Here is a 17,780-nt window from a genome sequence, read left to right as displayed (position 1 = left end):
GCGAACAGCGCCGATAATCAGCGGCGTTCTGAACTGCATTGCATGAACTTCGCCGATAATCATTGGCGCTCTGATCTGCAATGCGTAAACTTTGCCGTAAATCACCGTCCGCGCCTGGCTGAAAATTTGATTTGATACATCTTACGGTCCGCCACTGCGATAAACGTCTTCGGTCCGTCTGATCCGTTCCACACGGATGTACCGGCACTGAAGGTGATCGGACATGGCATCTTCCTCTCCTCCGCCAGCATTTTTGTTTTTTCCCTGATTGCAATCAAATCCCGTTCAATCTCGGAGCTGTCATCCGAACAGAGAATAATCGCGAATTCATCTCCTCCGTAACGGTAAAGGATCGATCGGTTTCTGGCGCCTTTCATGCACGTCGTGATGGCATCTCCGATGATGGTGAGAGCAATGTCTCCGGTATCATGTCCAAAGCGGTCATTTATGGATTTGAAATTATTCAGATCAATCATCGTAAAAGAAAGCTCCTGACCGGGCCGAAGGTTTTTCATCATCGATGTAATGTTGTGGATAATCATTCTCCGGTTTTTCAGCCCCGTCAGCGGGTCCAGATATATGAGATACTCCATCGAATTCACATAGATAATGACCGCAGAGACGCTCAGAACCGGACAGAGCACCGGGATCTCCGGCACAAAAAACTGAACGAAAGCAGCACCCAGCGGAATCAGCGGGTATGTACCGTAAAAAATATAGATACCTCTGACGGCGAAATTATCTCTTCGGAACGCATCCAGATATGACCGTATCATCGAGACGATATCGTAGGCAAAGCAGATCGCATAGATCAGAAGATACGCACGTCCCCTCCGGTAGATTCCATCAGCATCTATATAGAACAGAACTTTCAGGAACAGATTCAGAATGATCAGTACAATGAATAAAAATACGGGAATGAAGGCAAGACCAATTTTCCCGGGATTCCGGATCACTGCGGAATCCCTGCAGGATTCAAAGTACAGAAAAGCCTCACACGTTATCACGACAATCGCAATGAAGTAAATGCTCTTAAAAAAAACCGCAAGACTATCTGTGTATTCCCTGTTACGATTCATCATCAACAGTGAGGAAGCATCCGACAGAAAAAGAACGATATGCCACGTCAGCAGCCTTCGAAAATACATCTGCCCCTTAATTCTGCTGTTCAGAATCAGTTTCAGGATCAGCACAAACATGATAGTCGAACCGAAAACATTGATTTCCAGATATAGCAGGCGAAAAAGGCTCGAGATTTGCAGCATGAAGAATCCTTCCTTCGAAAACGTTTTGACGTGTGACAATTACAGAAAGAGGCATCTGCGCAGACCGCCGGTAACGCAGAACGCCCCTTTTTCTAATCGTTAAGTATACTATCGACCATATGATTATACAATAGCCATATGAGAATATCAGAATTCCGGACGCGCCTTCATCCGGTCTACATCTGTAATTTTCCGGATCACCCGGCAGGGCACACCCACAGCAAGTGAATCCGGCGGAATATCTCTGGTCACGACGCTTCCAGCGCCGATTACGCATCCCTCCCCGATCGTAACTCCTCCGCAGACAGTAACGTTACCCGCAAGCCAGCAGTTGCTGCCGATGTTGATCGGCTTTGCGTATTCACTGTCCGTCACTGTTCCGTCCTGCTTGACGTAAGGATTTCTTTCCTGCCAGCGAAATGGATGCACGGGCGTGAGAAGAGAGACACCAGGTCCGAAAAAGACATTGTCTCCGATGGTCACCGGACAGCAGTCCAGGCAGGTAAAGTTGAAATTGGCATAGAAATTTTTCCCGACAGAGGTAAAGCAGCCATAATCGAACTGAACCGGTCCCTGCAGAAAGAAGGAATCCCCGGAAATTCCAAGCTCATGCAAAATTTCCGTACGCCTCTTATCTGTCTCGGGAAGCCCGTTATACTCCAGGCAAAGACGATGCGCCTTTGTCCGAAGAGCGGACAGTTCTTCATCCGACGGATCGTACAATTCCCCCGCCAGCATTTTTTCCTTTTCACTCATTATTGTCTGCTCCTAATATTAATTACAGGCAATTGCCTGCTATTTTTTCTTCAGGCAATTACCTGTGATTCTGCTTTTCTTCCGGTGATTGTCCGTTAACCCGCTTCTCTTCAGGTTAATGCCTGTCATCTCATTTCTTTTCCGATATTATATGACCTGTCTTCTTTTATCGCTCCTGGAAAATCTCAATCGACTCTCCGGCCTTTCCTCTGACGAAAGCCACCCGGATATTCATCTTCGGTTCCGTGTCAAGAACCAGATCCGCAGGCTCGGAATCAATCGGCAGCCCTTCCTTCCGGAAAAGTTCAACCGCCTCATCTGCACTCTCAACCGTCAGCGCCAGATGACCGATCACGCCATCTCCGCGCTTCTGCTCCGCGTTGTCCCACAGCTCAATCGTACCTGTTCCGGTATCGATCATCGCCATATTTCCCAGTCCATCCACGTAACATCCGGCCGTTTTTCGGAAGCCAAGAACGTTGCAGTAAAAGTCAATAACCTCGTCCATTTCCTTTTTTCCATGACAATTCAATGCAACATGATTCATACCTGTGATTGTACTCAAAGCTCTTCTCCTTGTTCTAGAAACATAATCGATTCGTTGTTCATGAAATGAAATGATTCGTTGTTCTTCAAGTCCTTGAAGTGCAAGGATCCACTGCTGAAACTTAAGGAATCATCCGCTTTTTATTATAGTTTTTCAGAACGGTCCGGTCAATCTTATCCTTGCAGCAATCAGCCTGTTCATAGCCTTCCAGCAAGCAGCCTGTTCACTGCCCAGAGCAGGTCCCGTATAGGATGCCCGCCTGGACAAAACGAGATAAAACACGCTGCGCGAGTTTTATCTCGCTATCGCGACGCTCGCGTAAATAGAAAAGGCTCTGGCAGTCATCACCAGAGCCCAGATACATTTCAATTATATGACACAATTCATCGGACAAGTATAATATTTCCTGATACCTGTTACTGTTCACCGATCTTCAGGATCGTCTTGCCTTTTGATTTTCCCTGTTTCACCTTGTTGAGTGCCGCATTGACTTCATCCAAAGTAAAAACAGTATCAATGGAAGTCTCCAGCGGATGTTCACGGTCAAACAGTCTGCCGATCCTGTCCAGCTGGCTGCCGTCCTCGTGCACAAACAGAAAATCATAGGTCTGTTTTTTGGCTGCCGCCATGCGGTCATATCTGCTGCCTGCCAGCTGATAGAGGATCCGCTTGAATAACGGCATGCCGCTTCTTCTTGCAAATCGACCGTTTGGCAGTCCGCGCAGAGAAACCAGATTTCCGCCTTCCTTCAGAACCTTGAATTCATTTGGAAGCTCACGATCGCCGAGGGTATCCAGAACATGATCTACATCCGAGAGAACATCTGCATAGTTTTCCTTCCTGTAGTCGATAAATCTCTCTGCCCCGAGCTTTTTGACACGTTCCTCATTGTCACCGCTTCCATTTGTATAAACGTGCAGTCCAAGGCTTTTGGCTACCGGTATGGCCATTGCGCCGAGGCTTCCCGTCCCTCCGGAAATAAAAACAGATTCACCGGCACGCACATTCATGATATCAAACGCCTGCATCGCTGTCAGCGCCGTCAGCGGGACCGTCGCCGCCTCCTCAAAGGAAAGATATTCCGGGATCGAAGCCACTGCCGATTCTTTCACAGCGGCATACTCCGCAAAGGCACCGATCTTCTTCAACGGCATTCTCCCGTAGACACGATCCCCGGGTTGGAACCGGGAAGCGTTCTTCCCCGTTTTCTCCACGATCCCGGCAAATTCATTGCCCATCACCAGAGGCATCGCATAGGGAACGATCAGCTTTACCTCGCCGCGGATGATCATATTATCCAGCGGATTGACTGCCGCTGCGATAATCTTCACCAGAATCTCATCTTCTTCCGGGACCAGCGTCGGAATTTCACGGACATCCAGGTCCGTACCTTTTTTATCGTAATTTGTCAAAACAGCAGCCTTCATTTTATCGATTCCTCCGATTTCTCTGTACTGTGCTCCACAATGTACCTGCTCATATCCGTGATACAGTCTTCAAGTGTCATGCTCTGCAGCCGGCTCTCCACATCCCTCTCCATGCCCCGGAACATACTGCCCAGAACCGGACGAATATTGTGTCCGACGATACAGGCATCGTTTGGATTCTGATGAAGATCGAACAGATGGAGAGAATCTGTTTCCATTACTGCCTTGTAAATGTCAAGCAGGGAGATCTGCTCCGGTTTCTGCCGCAGACGGAACCCGCTGATCCCGCGGTGGCCCTCAATAATCCCCGCCTTGCTAAGCCTGGTCGTCAGCTTTCTGATGTAGCTTGGATTAGTTCCAACGCTCACTGCAATCTGATCCGAATTCATCGGGCTCTCCGATTCCGAGATCAGAATCAGCGCATGGATGGCAGATGAAAATTTTGTATCCATACTTATTTCTCCAGTTCGTAGGTGGCGATATATTCTGTGTTCTCCGGTGCTGCAATTCCGGGATCGGACTGTATAAATCTGCCGCCCAGTCCGGCCTCCTTTGCAGCGATATCAAAATGACAGAGGGCGATTCCCAGGTCAACCTTCTGAATATCTCCTGTGGATTCTCTGTCGTAGCCCTTCGTTTTTGCTTCGTAGAAGTGCACTCTGCCTTCCTCTTGCACCGCTCTCCACGGCTGCTTGTTTGTCGCAGAAGGTGCCAGGCGCACCAGTTCAAGAGGGCCTGTCCACTTACCGGCATTCTCTTCCCTGAGAGGATGCTGAAAATCTCCTTCAAAGAAAAGCTCTTCAACCGGCAGCCGGTGATCTGATTTCATTCCCTTTCGCATCAGGTTCTCCCGGATTGAACGCTTCTGTGCGGCATAGCCCAGCGGTGTCACCGCGGGCATAACTTCATTCTCACCGAGATTTATCGCTTTTTCAAACGCCTTGCGGTCAATGGTCGCTGCCAGCCATACTGTTCCAAGCCCCAGAGACGTCGCATACAGAACAAGCTTTTCAAAGGAATAACCGAATGCAATCTCCGCGTTTTTCTGTTTCTGATATTTCCCGGCCACATAGGTATCTGCGCCTACAATCACCGGACTGCTGACTCCGTCCTTTTCCGTATTCAGAATGGAGAATGTAATCGGAACGCCGAACGGATTATCATCCTGCTCCAGATATTCCCGGACCTGCTGCATAATCTGCTCAGGAATCCTTTTCTCTTCGTAGGTTCTTACGCTTATTCTCTTTCTGATTGTCTCTGTATTCATGATTACCTCTTCTTCCTTCGCGCTGTGTGCTGTATTTCAGTATATTTGTATTTGTATCTGTTGCAGATACATTATCATGTGCAGTTCAATCTGTCAAGGCTTCTTGTCTGAATTATTTTTTTCCCCCCCCTCGGAAGCTGTATGCGGAAAAAGTGGAGAGGGAGATAAAAAGGATATTCAATCGGAATCATCTGTGTGCGGAAAAGATTCGGATCAGGCAGAACAAGCGAAGGATAAACGCAAAGATGCGGCCGGAAAGCAGCCGCATCAGTCTCCGCTGTCAAGTATGGTCTCCCATTTGTCTGTGAGTTCCTTTGAGCAGGTGTTCAGATCCGCGACGCCGTACACATATTTCGCGGCTTCGTCATTGAAGGCATCGATGATATCCATATTTTCATTCGACGGTCCCATCGTCTCGAAGCGATTCAGATTGCGCAAGACATAATTTCCGGCCTCGGCGTCATAATCATTCAGCGATCCGTTCTCTCTCAGGATTTTTCGTGCTTTTTCGCTGACAGGAATTCCTTTCTCCGTTCCCTGCAGCAGAACCATATCCTTGTCATTGACCAGAAAGTTCAGAAGTTCAGCAGATTGCCTGGGATGCTTTGTATTTTTGCTGATGGCATACATCGTGGCTGGTTTCACGTACCATCCGTAGAGTGCTTCATTCGCGGAGGTAACAGGAGGGTTAGCCAGCACAGGTGATATTCCTTTGTCCTGCAGCTGACTGCAGTAATTGTCTGCGTCACTCGCCCAGATGCCAACGCCCGCACAGGTTCCGTTGCTGAAATCCGTGTCTGTGCTCTTACCATTCAGGCAGATCACCTGATTGTCGTAGAGATCTTTGTAAAATTCCAACAGTTCTCCTGCATCCCCGGTTCCTCCGATATATTTTCCGTCCTGGTCAAAAAGAGTCTTCCCGGTTGTCTGCTCATAGCGCGCAATCACAGAAAGAAATAGGTGCTTATCGCTCAGGTGAACAGGATAGCAACCGTCCTTGCTCATAATGGACGCTGCATGAAACAGATCATCCCATGTCTCAGGAGCTTTCAATCCATATTTGTTGAGAATGTCCGGATTGTAGTAGAAAACCACAGCGTTATAGGCGATCGGGATGGCGTTCAGCACGCCGTTCGATGTGCCATAGCTCAGATCTTTTTTGCTGTAGTTGCCGAGATCAATGTAATCCGAGAGAGCATTCAGATCATAATAGCCGGAGCCGTCAGCAGAGTACTCACGGATCCAGTTATAATTGATCTGCATCACATCAGGCGCTTTGCCCGAAAGCATGTATACGCGATTACGGCGCTCATATCCATTCCACACATTATAGGAGCAGTCGACCTCGATCTGCGGGTATTTTTCCTGAAATACATCAATACCTCTCAGGGTATACAGATGCCTGTCGTCATTTCCCCACCAACCGAAGGTAATGGCGGTGTTTTTTTTCGTGTTTTTCGTGACGGTATGACTCTCCGGTTTATATACGATATAATAATAGCTGAAGCCAAAGAAAAACAGGAGAAGGAGAATCCCGATGATAAAACGGAATGCGTTATGCTTTTTCGCAAATTTCATCATATTGTGTCACTTCCCTTGTCTTCGAAATAATCCTGGCCTTTTCCGTTCTTCTTTCCTCTGTAGAGAAGCGCGTCTGCCCTGCTGAAAACCCTTTCGAAATCATGATCGTCGCTGAGCACGATAGAGGTACCGCTGCAGAACGAAAGCCCGTCGCCTGCATAATCCCTCCCGAGACTTTCTTTGAATCGGGACCGCAAAGCGTCGGTATATTCTCTGAGCTCTCTCCGGGCGCTTTCCTCATCCACGATATCCATGCATCCAAAAACGCCAAACTCGTCGCCACCGAGTCTGCCGAGTATAAACTCGGATCCGTAGGTTTCCGACAGAAGGCCGGAAAAGCGACGAAGGACATTATCTCCTTCCAGATGGCCGTGCTGATCGTTGATCAATTTGAAATTATCCAAATCGAAGATGGTAAAACTCATCATTTTGTCTGCGGACATTTCCTGAATGAAGCGGTTTGCCATTATGTGAAATTCCTCGTTGTTGTACAGACCGGTCATTCGGTCATGGTGGGCTTCTTCCTGCAGCGAATCAACATAATGATTCGCTGTGACATTGATCCGGCTTGTTTCTATTATACCGAAGATCAGGATCAGCCCAACAACGGCAAGAATGACAAGCATGGTGGTCTCCATGAAACGGTTGTTGTCCTGTACGATCAGGCGCACGGGCACCGTGCAGATCACACGCCATCCATTGCTGCATTCATCGCTGGTGATCAGCGCCTTGTCCGCCATCACGCTGCCGTTTCTGAGGCTGCCAAGGTACGACACGGTAGATGCCGGAAGCTCTGCTCCAATTTTGTCGCTATCATTCGAATAGAGGATCCGGTTATCGTCGTTTACCAGAGACACATTCATACCATTCAGCTGTTCAGGAATCTGAAACACATTCTTCAGTTCACGGGAGTAGAAAGAGATCAGGATGACACTGTACTTATTTAAACGTTCAAAGTAGTAAATGTGTTCAATGTCGTTGTTCAATCCGAAATACCAGGCACTGTTTCCCTCATTCTGCTCCAGGATCTTACTGAAGGCCTCATACATTCCGCCGTCAGCGTACATATTCTTTGTGACTTTTGACAGTGACCCGATGACTTCATCATCACTGTAGATGATAGCAAAATCGGCATAATTGTCCAGAAGGCTCAGATCTGTGATATTGTCATTGATTTCATTGGAAATCTGAAGCTGCGTATACGGATCCGCGTTTTTATCTGTGGGGTTATAGGTATAATTGGTACTGTTAGAAAAAAGAAGCGCGGAAGCCTTCTCAACCTTGGTCAGATAGGAATCTATGTTCAGTTCCATCTGGCGGTTGCTGGCGCTGATCAGACTGGCAGCATTCTCCCGCATGAAAATATTTGATCTTCCTGTAAGAAGCAGAACAATATACAACGAGATCCCCAGGATCAGCGTTGAAAAAAGAATAATGGTACGAAGTTGTGTTTTCTTAAATTCATTACCCATATCTACAAAACTGTTAAGTTCAAAAGTGTGTATGCTGATAGGTATGCTGAATATCAAAAAATAATAAAAATATATTATCACTGAAAATGACGGGTGTCAATTTATGCAAATTCAGCCGGAGCATTACACACAACGTGTGTATACCCCGGCGACATATTCACCGACCAATCGCCGCCATTCAGGGGAGCATTACAAACAACGCGTCTATACCCCGGCTGCACTCTCCCTTCAATCCGGATTTCTCCTGTCAAATTCCTGCTGCTCGTAATACTGCTTCTTCTCCTCGTACATGTGGTGGTCCGCAACGCGGAGGGCTTCCTCGATTTTACTGCTGTCAGGGCACCAGAAGCAGCCAATGGAGAGCAGATGCGGCATTGTCCGGCAGTATCCGGCTGCCAGCTTTTCTTTTTTCTCTGTAAACACTTCTTCCCGGATCCCGGGAAGGATGACAACGAATTCATCGCCGCCCGCGCGGTAGACATGCCTTCTTCCAAAATTTTCCCCAAGAAGATCCGCGGCGCTCTGCAATGCCTGATCGCCGGCTTCATGCCCCTGCTCATCGTTGATGATTTTAAGACCATTGACATCTGCATACACAAGACCGGTCGGAATGTTCTGCTCTGCCAGCGCATTCATCCTGGCAATCATCGCGTTGCGGTTGAAGACATTTGTCAGGGTATCCATGTGGCTGAGCCGGTTCAGATCCTCCATCAGCCGGTGATTGACGATCTTGGCACCGATAAAATACGAGATCGAATTCAGAACGAGCTGCGTATTGATCAGATCACTCTTCTCATAGTTGTCCGCGCCGAGATATCCAATGAGCTTTCCTCTGTTGTAAAACGGCGCAGCCGCAAGGCATCGGATTCCCTGACGCCTGAGGTTTTCATAGTCAATGGGATCATCCGCCCTGAGTTCCTCGATGTCCGCGATGACAACACTATCGCTTTTCTCCAGATATTTCTCCCATCCGCTCAGATATCCGTCATAGTCCAGATTCTGAAGCGTATCCATCTCCGGCTCCACGCCCGGAGCACACCATTCAAAGGTATTGCTCGCGGTGATTCCGTCCGTCTCCAGGACATACAGCCGGTCCGGGTGAATGTACCGGCTCAGATCCTCCAGCGCGTGATTCATACCTGCCTCAAAGTCTTCTTCATTGTTCAGAAGCTTTGAGATGCGCAGGATGATGCTGTCGGTTTTCGTCACCCTCCTGGTCTTTCGCACGCTCTCATCGACATCAGTGAAGATAAAGGCGACGGCATTCTCTGTCGTGGCGGGGCCCACGGTAAAGTCCAGCCAGCGACCTATCTCCTTAGAGTACACACAGGCATGAACCGGCAGTTTCTTCTCCCTTGCCTCCTGACAATACGGCATCCACGAGACTCCCTCGGGATAGATGTCCAGAAAGTTCCGGCCGATCAGGTTCTCCCTTCGAAAGCCTGCCATACGGCAGTAGGCATCATTGACATACAGATATCTCGTATTTACCACAGTGGCGGCGGTGTCATAGATCAGAGTGAATACCGCAAAGGGTACCGGTATGTCCTGATCAAGATCCAAAAGCGGGATATCCCTCATTATCGTTTCTCTCATCTGCTGCTATCAGACACATGCTTCTCGATGTGCCTATACTCCTCCTGTATAGAACAACAGAAACCTGACATTTGCAATACGCATGGATGTACCGATGTATGTATCGATGGATATACCGATGGATGTACCGATGTATGTATCGAAGAATGTACCGATGGATGTATCGATGGATGCATGCGTACCATGGCGTCAATTTCTGTTGGTAATACTTATATTGTAACACAATACATAAATCTTCATACACTTTTTTTCTTCTTCAGGATCCACTCCCGGACGCGAGATGTATCGTTTTCTTTCATGAGATGTCCCCATAGGAAAGAATATTTTGTCTCCTGCGGTTCTTATGCTATACTGATACATATTTCCCTATTGTTTACAGGGGAATGTCCGGAAACCTGATTCACGAACGAATAATAAAGAGAGGAAAAAACGATGGCAGACTTTCATATGGAAACCAAATGCGTTCAGTCCGGCTACCGCCCGAAAAACGGTGAACCCAGAGAGGTTCCTATCATTCAGAGCACAACCTTCAAATACGATACCAGCGCAGACATGGGAAAGCTGTTTGACCTGGAGGCATCCGGCTATTTCTACAGCAGACTGCAGAACCCCACAAATGACTACGTAGCCGCAAAAATTGCGGATATGGAGGGCGGAACCGCTGCGATGCTGACCTCTTCGGGACAGGCAGCCAACTTTTTTGCCGTATTCAACATTGCCACTGCGGGCGATCATGTGGTGGCGTCTTCCTCCATTTACGGAGGAACCTATAACCTGTTTCATGTCACCATGCGTAAAATGGGAATCGATTTTACCTTTGTCAGCCCGGACTGCACGGAAGACGAATTAAACGCGGCATTCCGGCCGAACACCAGGGCTGTCTTCGGTGAAACGATTGCGAATCCCGCGCTGACCGTATTTGACTTCGAAAAATTTTCAAAAGCGGCACATGCACATGGCGTACCCCTGATTATAGATAATACCTTTGCCACACCGGTAAACTGCCGCCCGTTCCAATGGGGAGCAGACATTGTCACCCACTCTACCACAAAATACATGGACGGACATGGTTCCTGTGTGGGCGGCGCCATTGTAGACTCCGGGAGCTTTGACTGGATGGCTCATGCGGAAAAATTTCCAGGACTGACCACACCGGACGACAGCTATCATGGAATTGTATATGCGGAAAAATTTGGAAAAGAGGGGGCCTTTATTACCAAGGCAACCGCACAGCTGATGCGGGATTTCGGCGCCATACCAAGTCCCTACAGCTCCTATATTCTGAACCTCGGCCTGGAAAGCCTGCACTGCCGCATGAAACAGCACTGCGCCAACGGACTGGCTGTCGCAAGATTTCTGTCTGAAAGTGATATGGTGGAGCAGGTAAGCTACCCGTCCCTGCCCGGAGACCCGTACTACAGCCGCGCCCAAAAATACATGAACGGCGGGGACACCTGCGGCGTCGTTTCTTTCCGCATAAAAGGCAGCCGCACCGATGCGGAAGCCTTTATGAAGCATTTGAAAATATTTGCGATTGAGACTCACGTTGCGGATGCACGTTCCTGCTGTCTCCATCCCGCAAGCTCCACACACCGGCAGCTGACCGACCAGGAGCTTCTGGATGCCGGAATCAACTCCAATCTGATCCGTATGAGCTGCGGACTGGAAAACACAGAGGATCTGGTGCAGGATATTGCACAGGCTCTGGACGCTGTAAAGGCCTCCCGGTGATGCCGGCTGCAGTCTTCGAGATATAAAGCACGAGTAAAAAGCAGGAGTGATTCGATCGAATCACTCCTGCCGGCAGTTCAGGCACAGTTTCTTCAGCATATTCGGGTCTGTAACGTATATTTTTCCTCTTCCCGCGCGAAGCATCCCTTCCTCGGCAAGCCGCTTAATCATCCTCGCCACGACCTCCCTGGCCGTGTTGATGTCTCTTGCAATCTGATCGTGCGTAACCGTAATTTCGGTGCTTCCGCTCTGCTCGCAGGTCTGTACAATCCAGGAGGCAATACGCTGATCAATGCGCAGAAACAGAACCTCCTGAAACGTCCATGTCACATCCGAAAAGCGCCTGGCAAGCAGCTCATAAATTATACATCGGACATAGATATTGTTTTCCTTCAGTCTTGCAAGGACCATGGACGGAACAATCAGAATGCGGCTTTTTCCCTCTGCTTCCATCTGCGTGTCAAAGGTAATCTGAGACACAACGCAGGACGCGGAGAGGACATCGTCCTCTCCGGCACGAAGATGATATAGCGTTACTTCCCTTCCCTCTTCCGAGGTCAGATATGTCCGGACGGAGCCGGAGAGCACGCGTATAAAGCCCAGGCACTCGCTTCCGCGTGAAAAAACCGTACTGTGCTTGTCAAAAACACGGATTAGAATATGTTCACGAATCAGCTTCTGCTCCGCATCACTTAACTTATTCCAGAAGGGCAGCGCCGCTGAAAGCTTGTCTGTCTCTGCGCCGACACACAGCTCCTCTTTCTCTTCGTTTTTCTCCATAATCCTCCGCTCCCTGTCAGATCTGCCCGCCGTTTTTATTCGATGAGATCTGGCCGCCGTTTTATTAGATGAAAAGATTCACATTCGACTCTTCTGCATCTCCCAGATAGCTTCCGACGCCACCGATTTCCACGCCGTCGATCAGTTCTTCCTTCCGGATTCCCATCACATCCATGCTCATGGAACAGGCAATAATCTTTACGCCGTTTTTCATGGCTTTTTTCATCATGTCCTCCAGCGAATCAATGTTCTTATCCTTCATGATCCGGCGCATCATTGCAGTCCCCAGTCCTCCCATATTCATGTGGGAAAGCTTTAACTTTTCTGTGCCTTTCGGCAGCATTTTTCCAAACATGGCCTCCACAGGAGATTTTTTGACACCAGAGGCCGTTGGTTTCCTCAGTGCCGTAAGACCCCAGAATGTGAAAAACATCGTCACCGGGCGTCCCATGGCCAGCGCGCCGTTGGGTATCACAAAGGCCGCCAGAACCTTATCCATATCTTCATCAAAAACAATGATGGTTTTTCCCTGCGGTGTGTCCATTATAACATGATCCTCGGAAGCCGGAACACTAATTCCCTGCACCGGAGTCACCAGATCCATATCCGTTCCCTTACAGAGAACAGCAACATAGTCTGTTCCCTTCTTCTCATTGGAAAGAAGCATGTTCTGCTTTTCCATCCGACTTCCCTGTGCCGGGATTTTCTTTCCACGTCGAAACGGAACCGCTTTCAGCTCCGCCATCTGTCCCGGAGTCTGCGGTCTGACAATCCGGATGAAGAGAACGGAAAACCCTGACTCCTCCAGGATAAACCTTGATGTGTTCAAATCCGTGCTGCAGGAGTATTCTTGCCGCACTATACGCCCGTACTCCAACCGCACACAGGATGATATAATGTTGTTTACGATCCAGCTCCTCCAGTCTGCCGCGCAGCTGACCCAAGGGTATATTCACCGATTCCTTCAGAGCCCAGGCCAGTCTCTCGGCATCTTCTCTGACATCCAGAATAATTTCCCCGCTGTCCGGCCTTGGATCATCCCATTCCGCAAAGGAGACCAGCTTCCGGATCACATTTTCTGCCGCAAAAGCTGCCATATTGACCGGATCCTTGGCGGAGGAATACGGCGGTGCATACGCCAGCTCCAGATTTTTCAGCTCTGCAATTCCTCCTCCCATCTGCATAACCGTTCCGATCGTATCAATTCTTTTATCCGCACCATCTCCGCCGACAATCTGGGCTCCAAAAATCTTTTTTCCATCCGGAGAGAACAGAAGCTTAAGGATCAGCGGAAGCGCACCGGGATAATAACCGGCATGAGAATTCTGGCTGATCATGACTTTCTCATAATCTTTTCCGCTTACCATGCCGCGGCGGATCAGCTTCTTTTCCGCTGCTCCGACAGAAGCTGCCGTCAGATCAAATACCCTGGCAACAGAAGCGCCCTGTGTTCCTCTGTATCTCTCCTGTCCGCCTGCTATATTATCGGCCACAATCCTTGCCTGCCGATTCGCCGGACCTGCCAGCGGAATCATCGTCTTCTCTCCAAAAATCGGATCGGTAACCTCTATCACATCTCCGGCAGCATAAATATCCGGGTCCGATGTATGAAGCTGATCATCCACACAGATTCCGCCCCTTTCATTGCACTTTAATCCGGCCTGCACGGCGAGCTGGCTGTTTGGCCGCACGCCTATGGAAAGAATCACAAAATCCGCGGAAAGCTCTTTTCCACTCGAAAGTCTGACAAATACCGTATGATCCTCTGTCCGGAACGAAGCGACTCCGTCAGACAAATAAAGATCCACCCCATTCTCCCGGATATTTTCTTCCAGAAGCATAGCCATTTCCCGGTCAAAGTGCGCCATAACCTGCTCCAGCGCTTCCACAATGGAAACCTGCAGGCCTTCCCTCCGAAGATTCTCTGCCGTCTCCAGTCCGATGAATCCGCCGCCCACCACAACAGCTCTTTTATTTCTGCTGTCGGTGACCATATGGCGTATCTTTTCCGCATCCGGAACTGTCCACAGTGTAAAAATCCGGTCCGACTCTATCCCCGGAATCTCTCCCGAAGAACCTCTTCCTTTGTCACCAGAAGCGCTTCTTCCGATTTGATCACATTCCCGACATAGTAGGGCAGGCCGCAGTTTGCGTACGAAATATATGGTCCTCTTTCCAGAAGCACAATCTCCGCATCCTCATCCAGCCTGCGCAAGCGGGCAGCGCAGCCCGCGCCCGCTGCCACTCCTCCGATAATCACGGTTTTTTCCAACCCTAATTCCTCCTTTTTCTCTGCTTTGTCCCGCAGCTTTCTCCCACTGCTTTATTCCACTGCTTTATCCCGCAGTTTTTTCTATACTCCGCCTCGTTCTGTCCTGCTTTCTCTTCCTGTCACCCGGATATCTGATTTACAGTCCCAGCATATCTTCAATTTCATCCCTGGACTGAACGCCAACCGAGCTCGTCACTGCCTTACCATTCCGAAAGACAAGCAGGGTAGGGATGCTTGCTATCCGATATGCCGCAGCAAGCTCTGGTTCCTCATCTACGTTTACCTTGCCTACCTTGTATTTTCCCCCTGCCTGCGCAGCAATTTCCGAAATGACCGGTGAAAGCATCCGACAGGGTCCGCACCAGGCGGCCCAGAAATCCACCAGAACCGGTACCTCTGCCTCTAAGACTTCTCTCTGAAAATTATCCCTGGTAATTTTTATTTCCGCCATGTCAAGCTCCTTTCGCCTCATAGATAACAGTTTTCACGTATTCCCAGCAAGTCTGCTGATAAGATTACTTTATTCCTTCCCCCTCCTGATTTCCGTGACATGGTCACATAGAGAAGAAAAAACACAAAAAACTTTTTTCCGAAAATCAATCCCGTTATTAATGTTTTCATAACTAATGCCATCAATGAGCGGATAATCCGTAAAAGGTTCCATTCATTTTGCATACCTCCCATAGCACCAAACGGCGATCTCTGCAATCAGATCTTTCGGCAGCGGTTTTGTATAGGGCAGCCGGATCGTTCCCTTACTCACATCATAATCCACCAGTTTATCAGCAAAAACTGTCGTTGCTTCTCCACCCGGATAAAGCCCCAGATGCTTTTTCGACGCCGCGAAGTGAATGAGATTTCTGCCCTTCCAGTATGTTGGCATACTCCATGAAATTTTCTCCTGTGCTTCCGGTATGACGCTGCGGATGATCTGGCGGACCTCATTCAGGTACGCCCTTACGCTTTCATCCTGTTCTTCAATGTACTGATCTACTGTTTCGATCTTGCCGCAGTAATGGCCCTGTCCTTCACGGCTGAAACTCCGACCGCACTTGGGGCATCTCCACATATCCGCTATCCTCCCGATTACAATATCGCCCGGATATCTCCGACAATTCTCTTGTTGGCGAGATTCCGCAGATACTTGATGAATTTTTGCAACTAATTCTCCTGTACTAAATGGCTTTGTAATATATTTATCTGCTCCAAGCGCATACAACAAAAGTTTAATAAGTAACGCTTATACATTCCTCACTTATTTCAAGTCATCTCTAATGAAGTTTGTCCATGCGTGTTCTTCCTTTTCAGGCATGCCATACTCAGCCTTGCCAAGCGCTATACTCTTCATCAAAAATGTCATGTTCCTGGCAAGAACTCGCATATTGTAAAGTCCCTCCTTATCATAGGCAGCCTCACCCTTCTCCATGCCGTGTATACTGTTCCAGTATTCACTGGAAGCCACCGGCATACCCGATATAGTGAAGTACTTATTCAACTCATCAAACGTAGCAGATAGGCCGCCTCGTCTCGCCACAACGACCGAAGCACCTACCTTCATCGTCTTGTCAAAGTGTGTACTGTAGAAAAGTCTGTCTAAGAATGCTATCAAGGTTGCATTTGCAGACGCATAATACACCGGGCTTGCTACCACAAGCCCATCAGCCGCCTCGAACTTCGGTGCAGCCTGATTGACCACATCATCGAAGACGCACTTGCCCTTGGTTCCGCAGGAGTTGCAGGCTATACAGCCTCTAATGTCCTGATTCCCGATGTTCAGGACTTCCACCTCCACACCTTCCTTCTCAAACACATTAACCATCTCGCCAAGAGCTATCGTTGTGTTGCCCTTAAGTCTGGGTGATGCATTTATAATTAGTACCTTCATCGTTGTTTTCCTCCTTAGCTTCATATTCTTTCCGAGTGATTGCACCAGCATCAAAAAGTCTTTTGTACTTAAAGAATTTCATCCGCAAAGAGTGAAATTGAATACGGGTGCGTTAACATCTTTACTGATGGCAGCGCACACGACATTTTATTTACGCGAACAGTGAGCCGCAGCCGAATGCGAAGTATTCGTGTGCGGCGAGCGTCGCGATAGCGAGATAAAACTCGCGCAGCGTGTTTTATCTCGTTATAAAAGATGCTCGATGGCGGCCTCATTTCTGTGGATGAATTCTACAAATTAACCACCATCAATCGAGAAACTTTCTATGGTTTTCTATGGAGAAATGCTTATAAAGAACAGAAAGAGACAACAACAAAACCGCAGACGCTATAAGAGTGCACCAAGACACCCCTCCGGCTGCATGGATATGACATCATACCTTGCGATAAGGAAAACGTGACACGTGAGGAGAAACAGAAGCCGTCATGGAAAGATCCACGGGAAGCGCGGTGACAGATAAAAAGGCCGCCCATTGCAGACGGTCATTGTTACATGTTAAAGAGATCTGCATGGCTTCCAGTGTCTACCAGTGTCAGTGTAAGGATGTCGTTCTCTATCAGATAGATGAGAAGCCAGTCCGGCTGAATGTGACATTCACGGAAGCCTTTTAGCATCCCCTTCAGTTCGTGGTCATGGTACTTCTCATCCAGTGCTTTACCCTGACGTAAAGTGTTGATGACGTCATCAAGAAGAGAAAGATCCAGCCCACGCTTCTTCATCAGCTTATAGCTTTTCTTATAAGCGGAAGTATATTTGACAGTTAAGATCATTCAGGCTTCAAGAGCTTTCTTAAGAGCTTCCATGCTGGTGTATCCCGGGACGTCAGGGTCACGGGAAATACGCTTTGCTTCATCGGCAGCGCCAATCAATTCTTTAGAGTACTGCGGAATCTCCACCTTGAAAGGAAGTCCACCTCTCAAGATGCACTGTCGTAAAAAAATATTAACGGCGCTGGACATATCCATGCCAAGTTCATTGAAGAGTTCATTGGCCTGATTTTTAACACTGGAATCAATACGAATCTGAGTTGGAACTGTAGACATATAAATCATCCCCTTTCATCTCGAATTATATTACATACAGTTTACGTTGTCAATCAATATAGCAGCAATAGTTGTCTTAGGGGCGGGATAAATCCCTG

The 17,780-nt window shown here is 48.4% G+C and carries 19 protein-coding genes; 1 reads left to right on the top strand and 18 read right to left on the bottom strand.

Going from position 1 to position 17,780, the window contains the following annotated elements; genetic code table 11:
- Positions 1-101: 101 nt before the first annotated feature.
- From ACTNDI_RS11015 to ACTNDI_RS10975, 9 genes are all read right to left on the bottom strand, one after another.
- The gene (locus ACTNDI_RS11015; protein WP_441101032.1) at positions 102-1,265 is read right to left on the bottom strand and encodes a GGDEF domain-containing protein; all 1,164 of its coding nucleotides are present in this window, start codon (positions 1,263-1,265) and stop codon (positions 102-104) included.
- A 147-nt stretch (positions 1,266-1,412) separates the two neighbouring features.
- Complete coding sequence (locus ACTNDI_RS11010) at positions 1,413-2,021, bottom strand: sugar O-acetyltransferase (RefSeq protein ID WP_441101031.1); 609 nt, start codon at positions 2,019-2,021, stop codon at positions 1,413-1,415.
- A gap of 166 nt (positions 2,022-2,187) precedes the next feature.
- Positions 2,188-2,586: a VOC family protein gene (locus tag ACTNDI_RS11005; protein WP_441101030.1), complete on the bottom strand. Its 399-nt coding sequence runs from the start codon at positions 2,584-2,586 to the stop codon at positions 2,188-2,190.
- 398 nt (positions 2,587-2,984) lie between these two features.
- Positions 2,985-3,980 carry an NADP-dependent oxidoreductase gene (locus ACTNDI_RS11000; protein WP_441101029.1) on the bottom strand — a complete coding sequence of 332 codons (996 nt, stop codon included), beginning with the start codon at positions 3,978-3,980 and terminating at the stop codon, positions 2,985-2,987.
- Between the two features lie 11 nt (positions 3,981-3,991).
- On the bottom strand, positions 3,992-4,447 hold the full coding sequence (locus ACTNDI_RS10995; protein ID WP_441101028.1) for an Rrf2 family transcriptional regulator: 456 nt from the start codon (positions 4,445-4,447) through the stop codon (positions 3,992-3,994).
- A gap of 2 nt (positions 4,448-4,449) precedes the next feature.
- Complete coding sequence (locus ACTNDI_RS10990; protein ID WP_441101027.1) at positions 4,450-5,262, bottom strand: nitroreductase family protein; 813 nt, start codon at positions 5,260-5,262, stop codon at positions 4,450-4,452.
- Positions 5,263-5,529: 267 nt separating this feature from the next.
- Entirely contained in the window at positions 5,530-6,843 is a 1,314-nt protein-coding gene (locus ACTNDI_RS10985) for an ABC transporter substrate-binding protein (RefSeq protein ID WP_441101026.1), read from the bottom strand.
- The gene (locus ACTNDI_RS10980; protein ID WP_441101025.1) at positions 6,840-8,315 is read right to left on the bottom strand and encodes a diguanylate cyclase; all 1,476 of its coding nucleotides are present in this window, start codon (positions 8,313-8,315) and stop codon (positions 6,840-6,842) included. The genes ACTNDI_RS10985 and ACTNDI_RS10980 overlap by 4 nt, the downstream gene beginning before the upstream one ends.
- Before the next feature lie 228 nt (positions 8,316-8,543).
- Positions 8,544-9,878 (bottom strand): diguanylate cyclase domain-containing protein, encoded by a 1,335-nt coding sequence (locus ACTNDI_RS10975; protein WP_441101024.1) that lies wholly within the window; start codon positions 9,876-9,878, stop codon positions 8,544-8,546.
- A 465-nt stretch (positions 9,879-10,343) separates the two neighbouring features.
- Between ACTNDI_RS10975 and ACTNDI_RS10970 the strand changes: the two genes are divergently transcribed.
- On the top strand, positions 10,344-11,642 hold the full coding sequence (locus tag ACTNDI_RS10970; protein ID WP_441101023.1) for an O-acetylhomoserine aminocarboxypropyltransferase/cysteine synthase family protein: 1,299 nt from the start codon (positions 10,344-10,346) through the stop codon (positions 11,640-11,642).
- A 60-nt stretch (positions 11,643-11,702) separates the two neighbouring features.
- Here ACTNDI_RS10970 and ACTNDI_RS10965 read toward each other — a convergent pair whose 3' ends face one another.
- The 9 genes from ACTNDI_RS10965 to ACTNDI_RS10925 all read right to left on the bottom strand — a co-directional run bounded on the left by ACTNDI_RS10965 (position 11,703) and on the right by ACTNDI_RS10925 (position 17,682).
- Entirely contained in the window at positions 11,703-12,422 is a 720-nt protein-coding gene (locus tag ACTNDI_RS10965; RefSeq protein ID WP_441101022.1) for a Crp/Fnr family transcriptional regulator, read from the bottom strand.
- Between the two features lie 64 nt (positions 12,423-12,486).
- Positions 12,487-13,104, bottom strand: coding sequence for a DsrE/DsrF/DrsH-like family protein (locus ACTNDI_RS10960; protein ID WP_441101021.1), 618 nt, complete (start codon positions 13,102-13,104; stop codon positions 12,487-12,489).
- Positions 13,073-14,452: an FAD-dependent oxidoreductase gene (locus ACTNDI_RS10955; protein ID WP_441101050.1), complete on the bottom strand. Its 1,380-nt coding sequence runs from the start codon at positions 14,450-14,452 to the stop codon at positions 13,073-13,075. Before ACTNDI_RS10955 ends, ACTNDI_RS10960 begins: the two co-directional genes overlap by 32 nt.
- 20 nt (positions 14,453-14,472) lie before the next feature.
- Positions 14,473-14,694 carry an FAD-dependent oxidoreductase gene (locus ACTNDI_RS10950; protein WP_441101020.1) on the bottom strand — a complete coding sequence of 74 codons (222 nt, stop codon included), beginning with the start codon at positions 14,692-14,694 and terminating at the stop codon, positions 14,473-14,475.
- A 136-nt stretch (positions 14,695-14,830) separates the two neighbouring features.
- Positions 14,831-15,145, bottom strand: coding sequence for a thioredoxin (gene trxA, locus ACTNDI_RS10945; protein ID WP_441101019.1), 315 nt, complete (start codon positions 15,143-15,145; stop codon positions 14,831-14,833).
- Between the two features lie 213 nt (positions 15,146-15,358).
- On the bottom strand, positions 15,359-15,763 hold the full coding sequence (locus ACTNDI_RS10940; protein WP_441101018.1) for an iron chaperone: 405 nt from the start codon (positions 15,761-15,763) through the stop codon (positions 15,359-15,361).
- Between the two features lie 186 nt (positions 15,764-15,949).
- Complete coding sequence (locus ACTNDI_RS10935) at positions 15,950-16,579, bottom strand: flavodoxin family protein (protein ID WP_441101017.1); 630 nt, start codon at positions 16,577-16,579, stop codon at positions 15,950-15,952.
- A 548-nt stretch (positions 16,580-17,127) separates the two neighbouring features.
- The gene (locus ACTNDI_RS10930; protein WP_441101016.1) at positions 17,128-17,409 is read right to left on the bottom strand and encodes a type II toxin-antitoxin system YafQ family toxin; all 282 of its coding nucleotides are present in this window, start codon (positions 17,407-17,409) and stop codon (positions 17,128-17,130) included.
- The gene (locus ACTNDI_RS10925) at positions 17,410-17,682 is read right to left on the bottom strand and encodes a type II toxin-antitoxin system RelB/DinJ family antitoxin (RefSeq protein ID WP_441101015.1); all 273 of its coding nucleotides are present in this window, start codon (positions 17,680-17,682) and stop codon (positions 17,410-17,412) included.
- Between the last annotated feature and the right edge of the window lie 98 nt (positions 17,683-17,780).

It is taken from the genome of Bilifractor sp. HCP3S3_D3, from assembly GCF_052063915.1.
GTDB lineage: Bacteria > Bacillota > Clostridia > Lachnospirales > Lachnospiraceae > Bilifractor.
The sequence above is the reverse complement of the archived record's forward strand: the minus strand, read 5'-3'. Positions and strand labels throughout refer to the sequence as shown.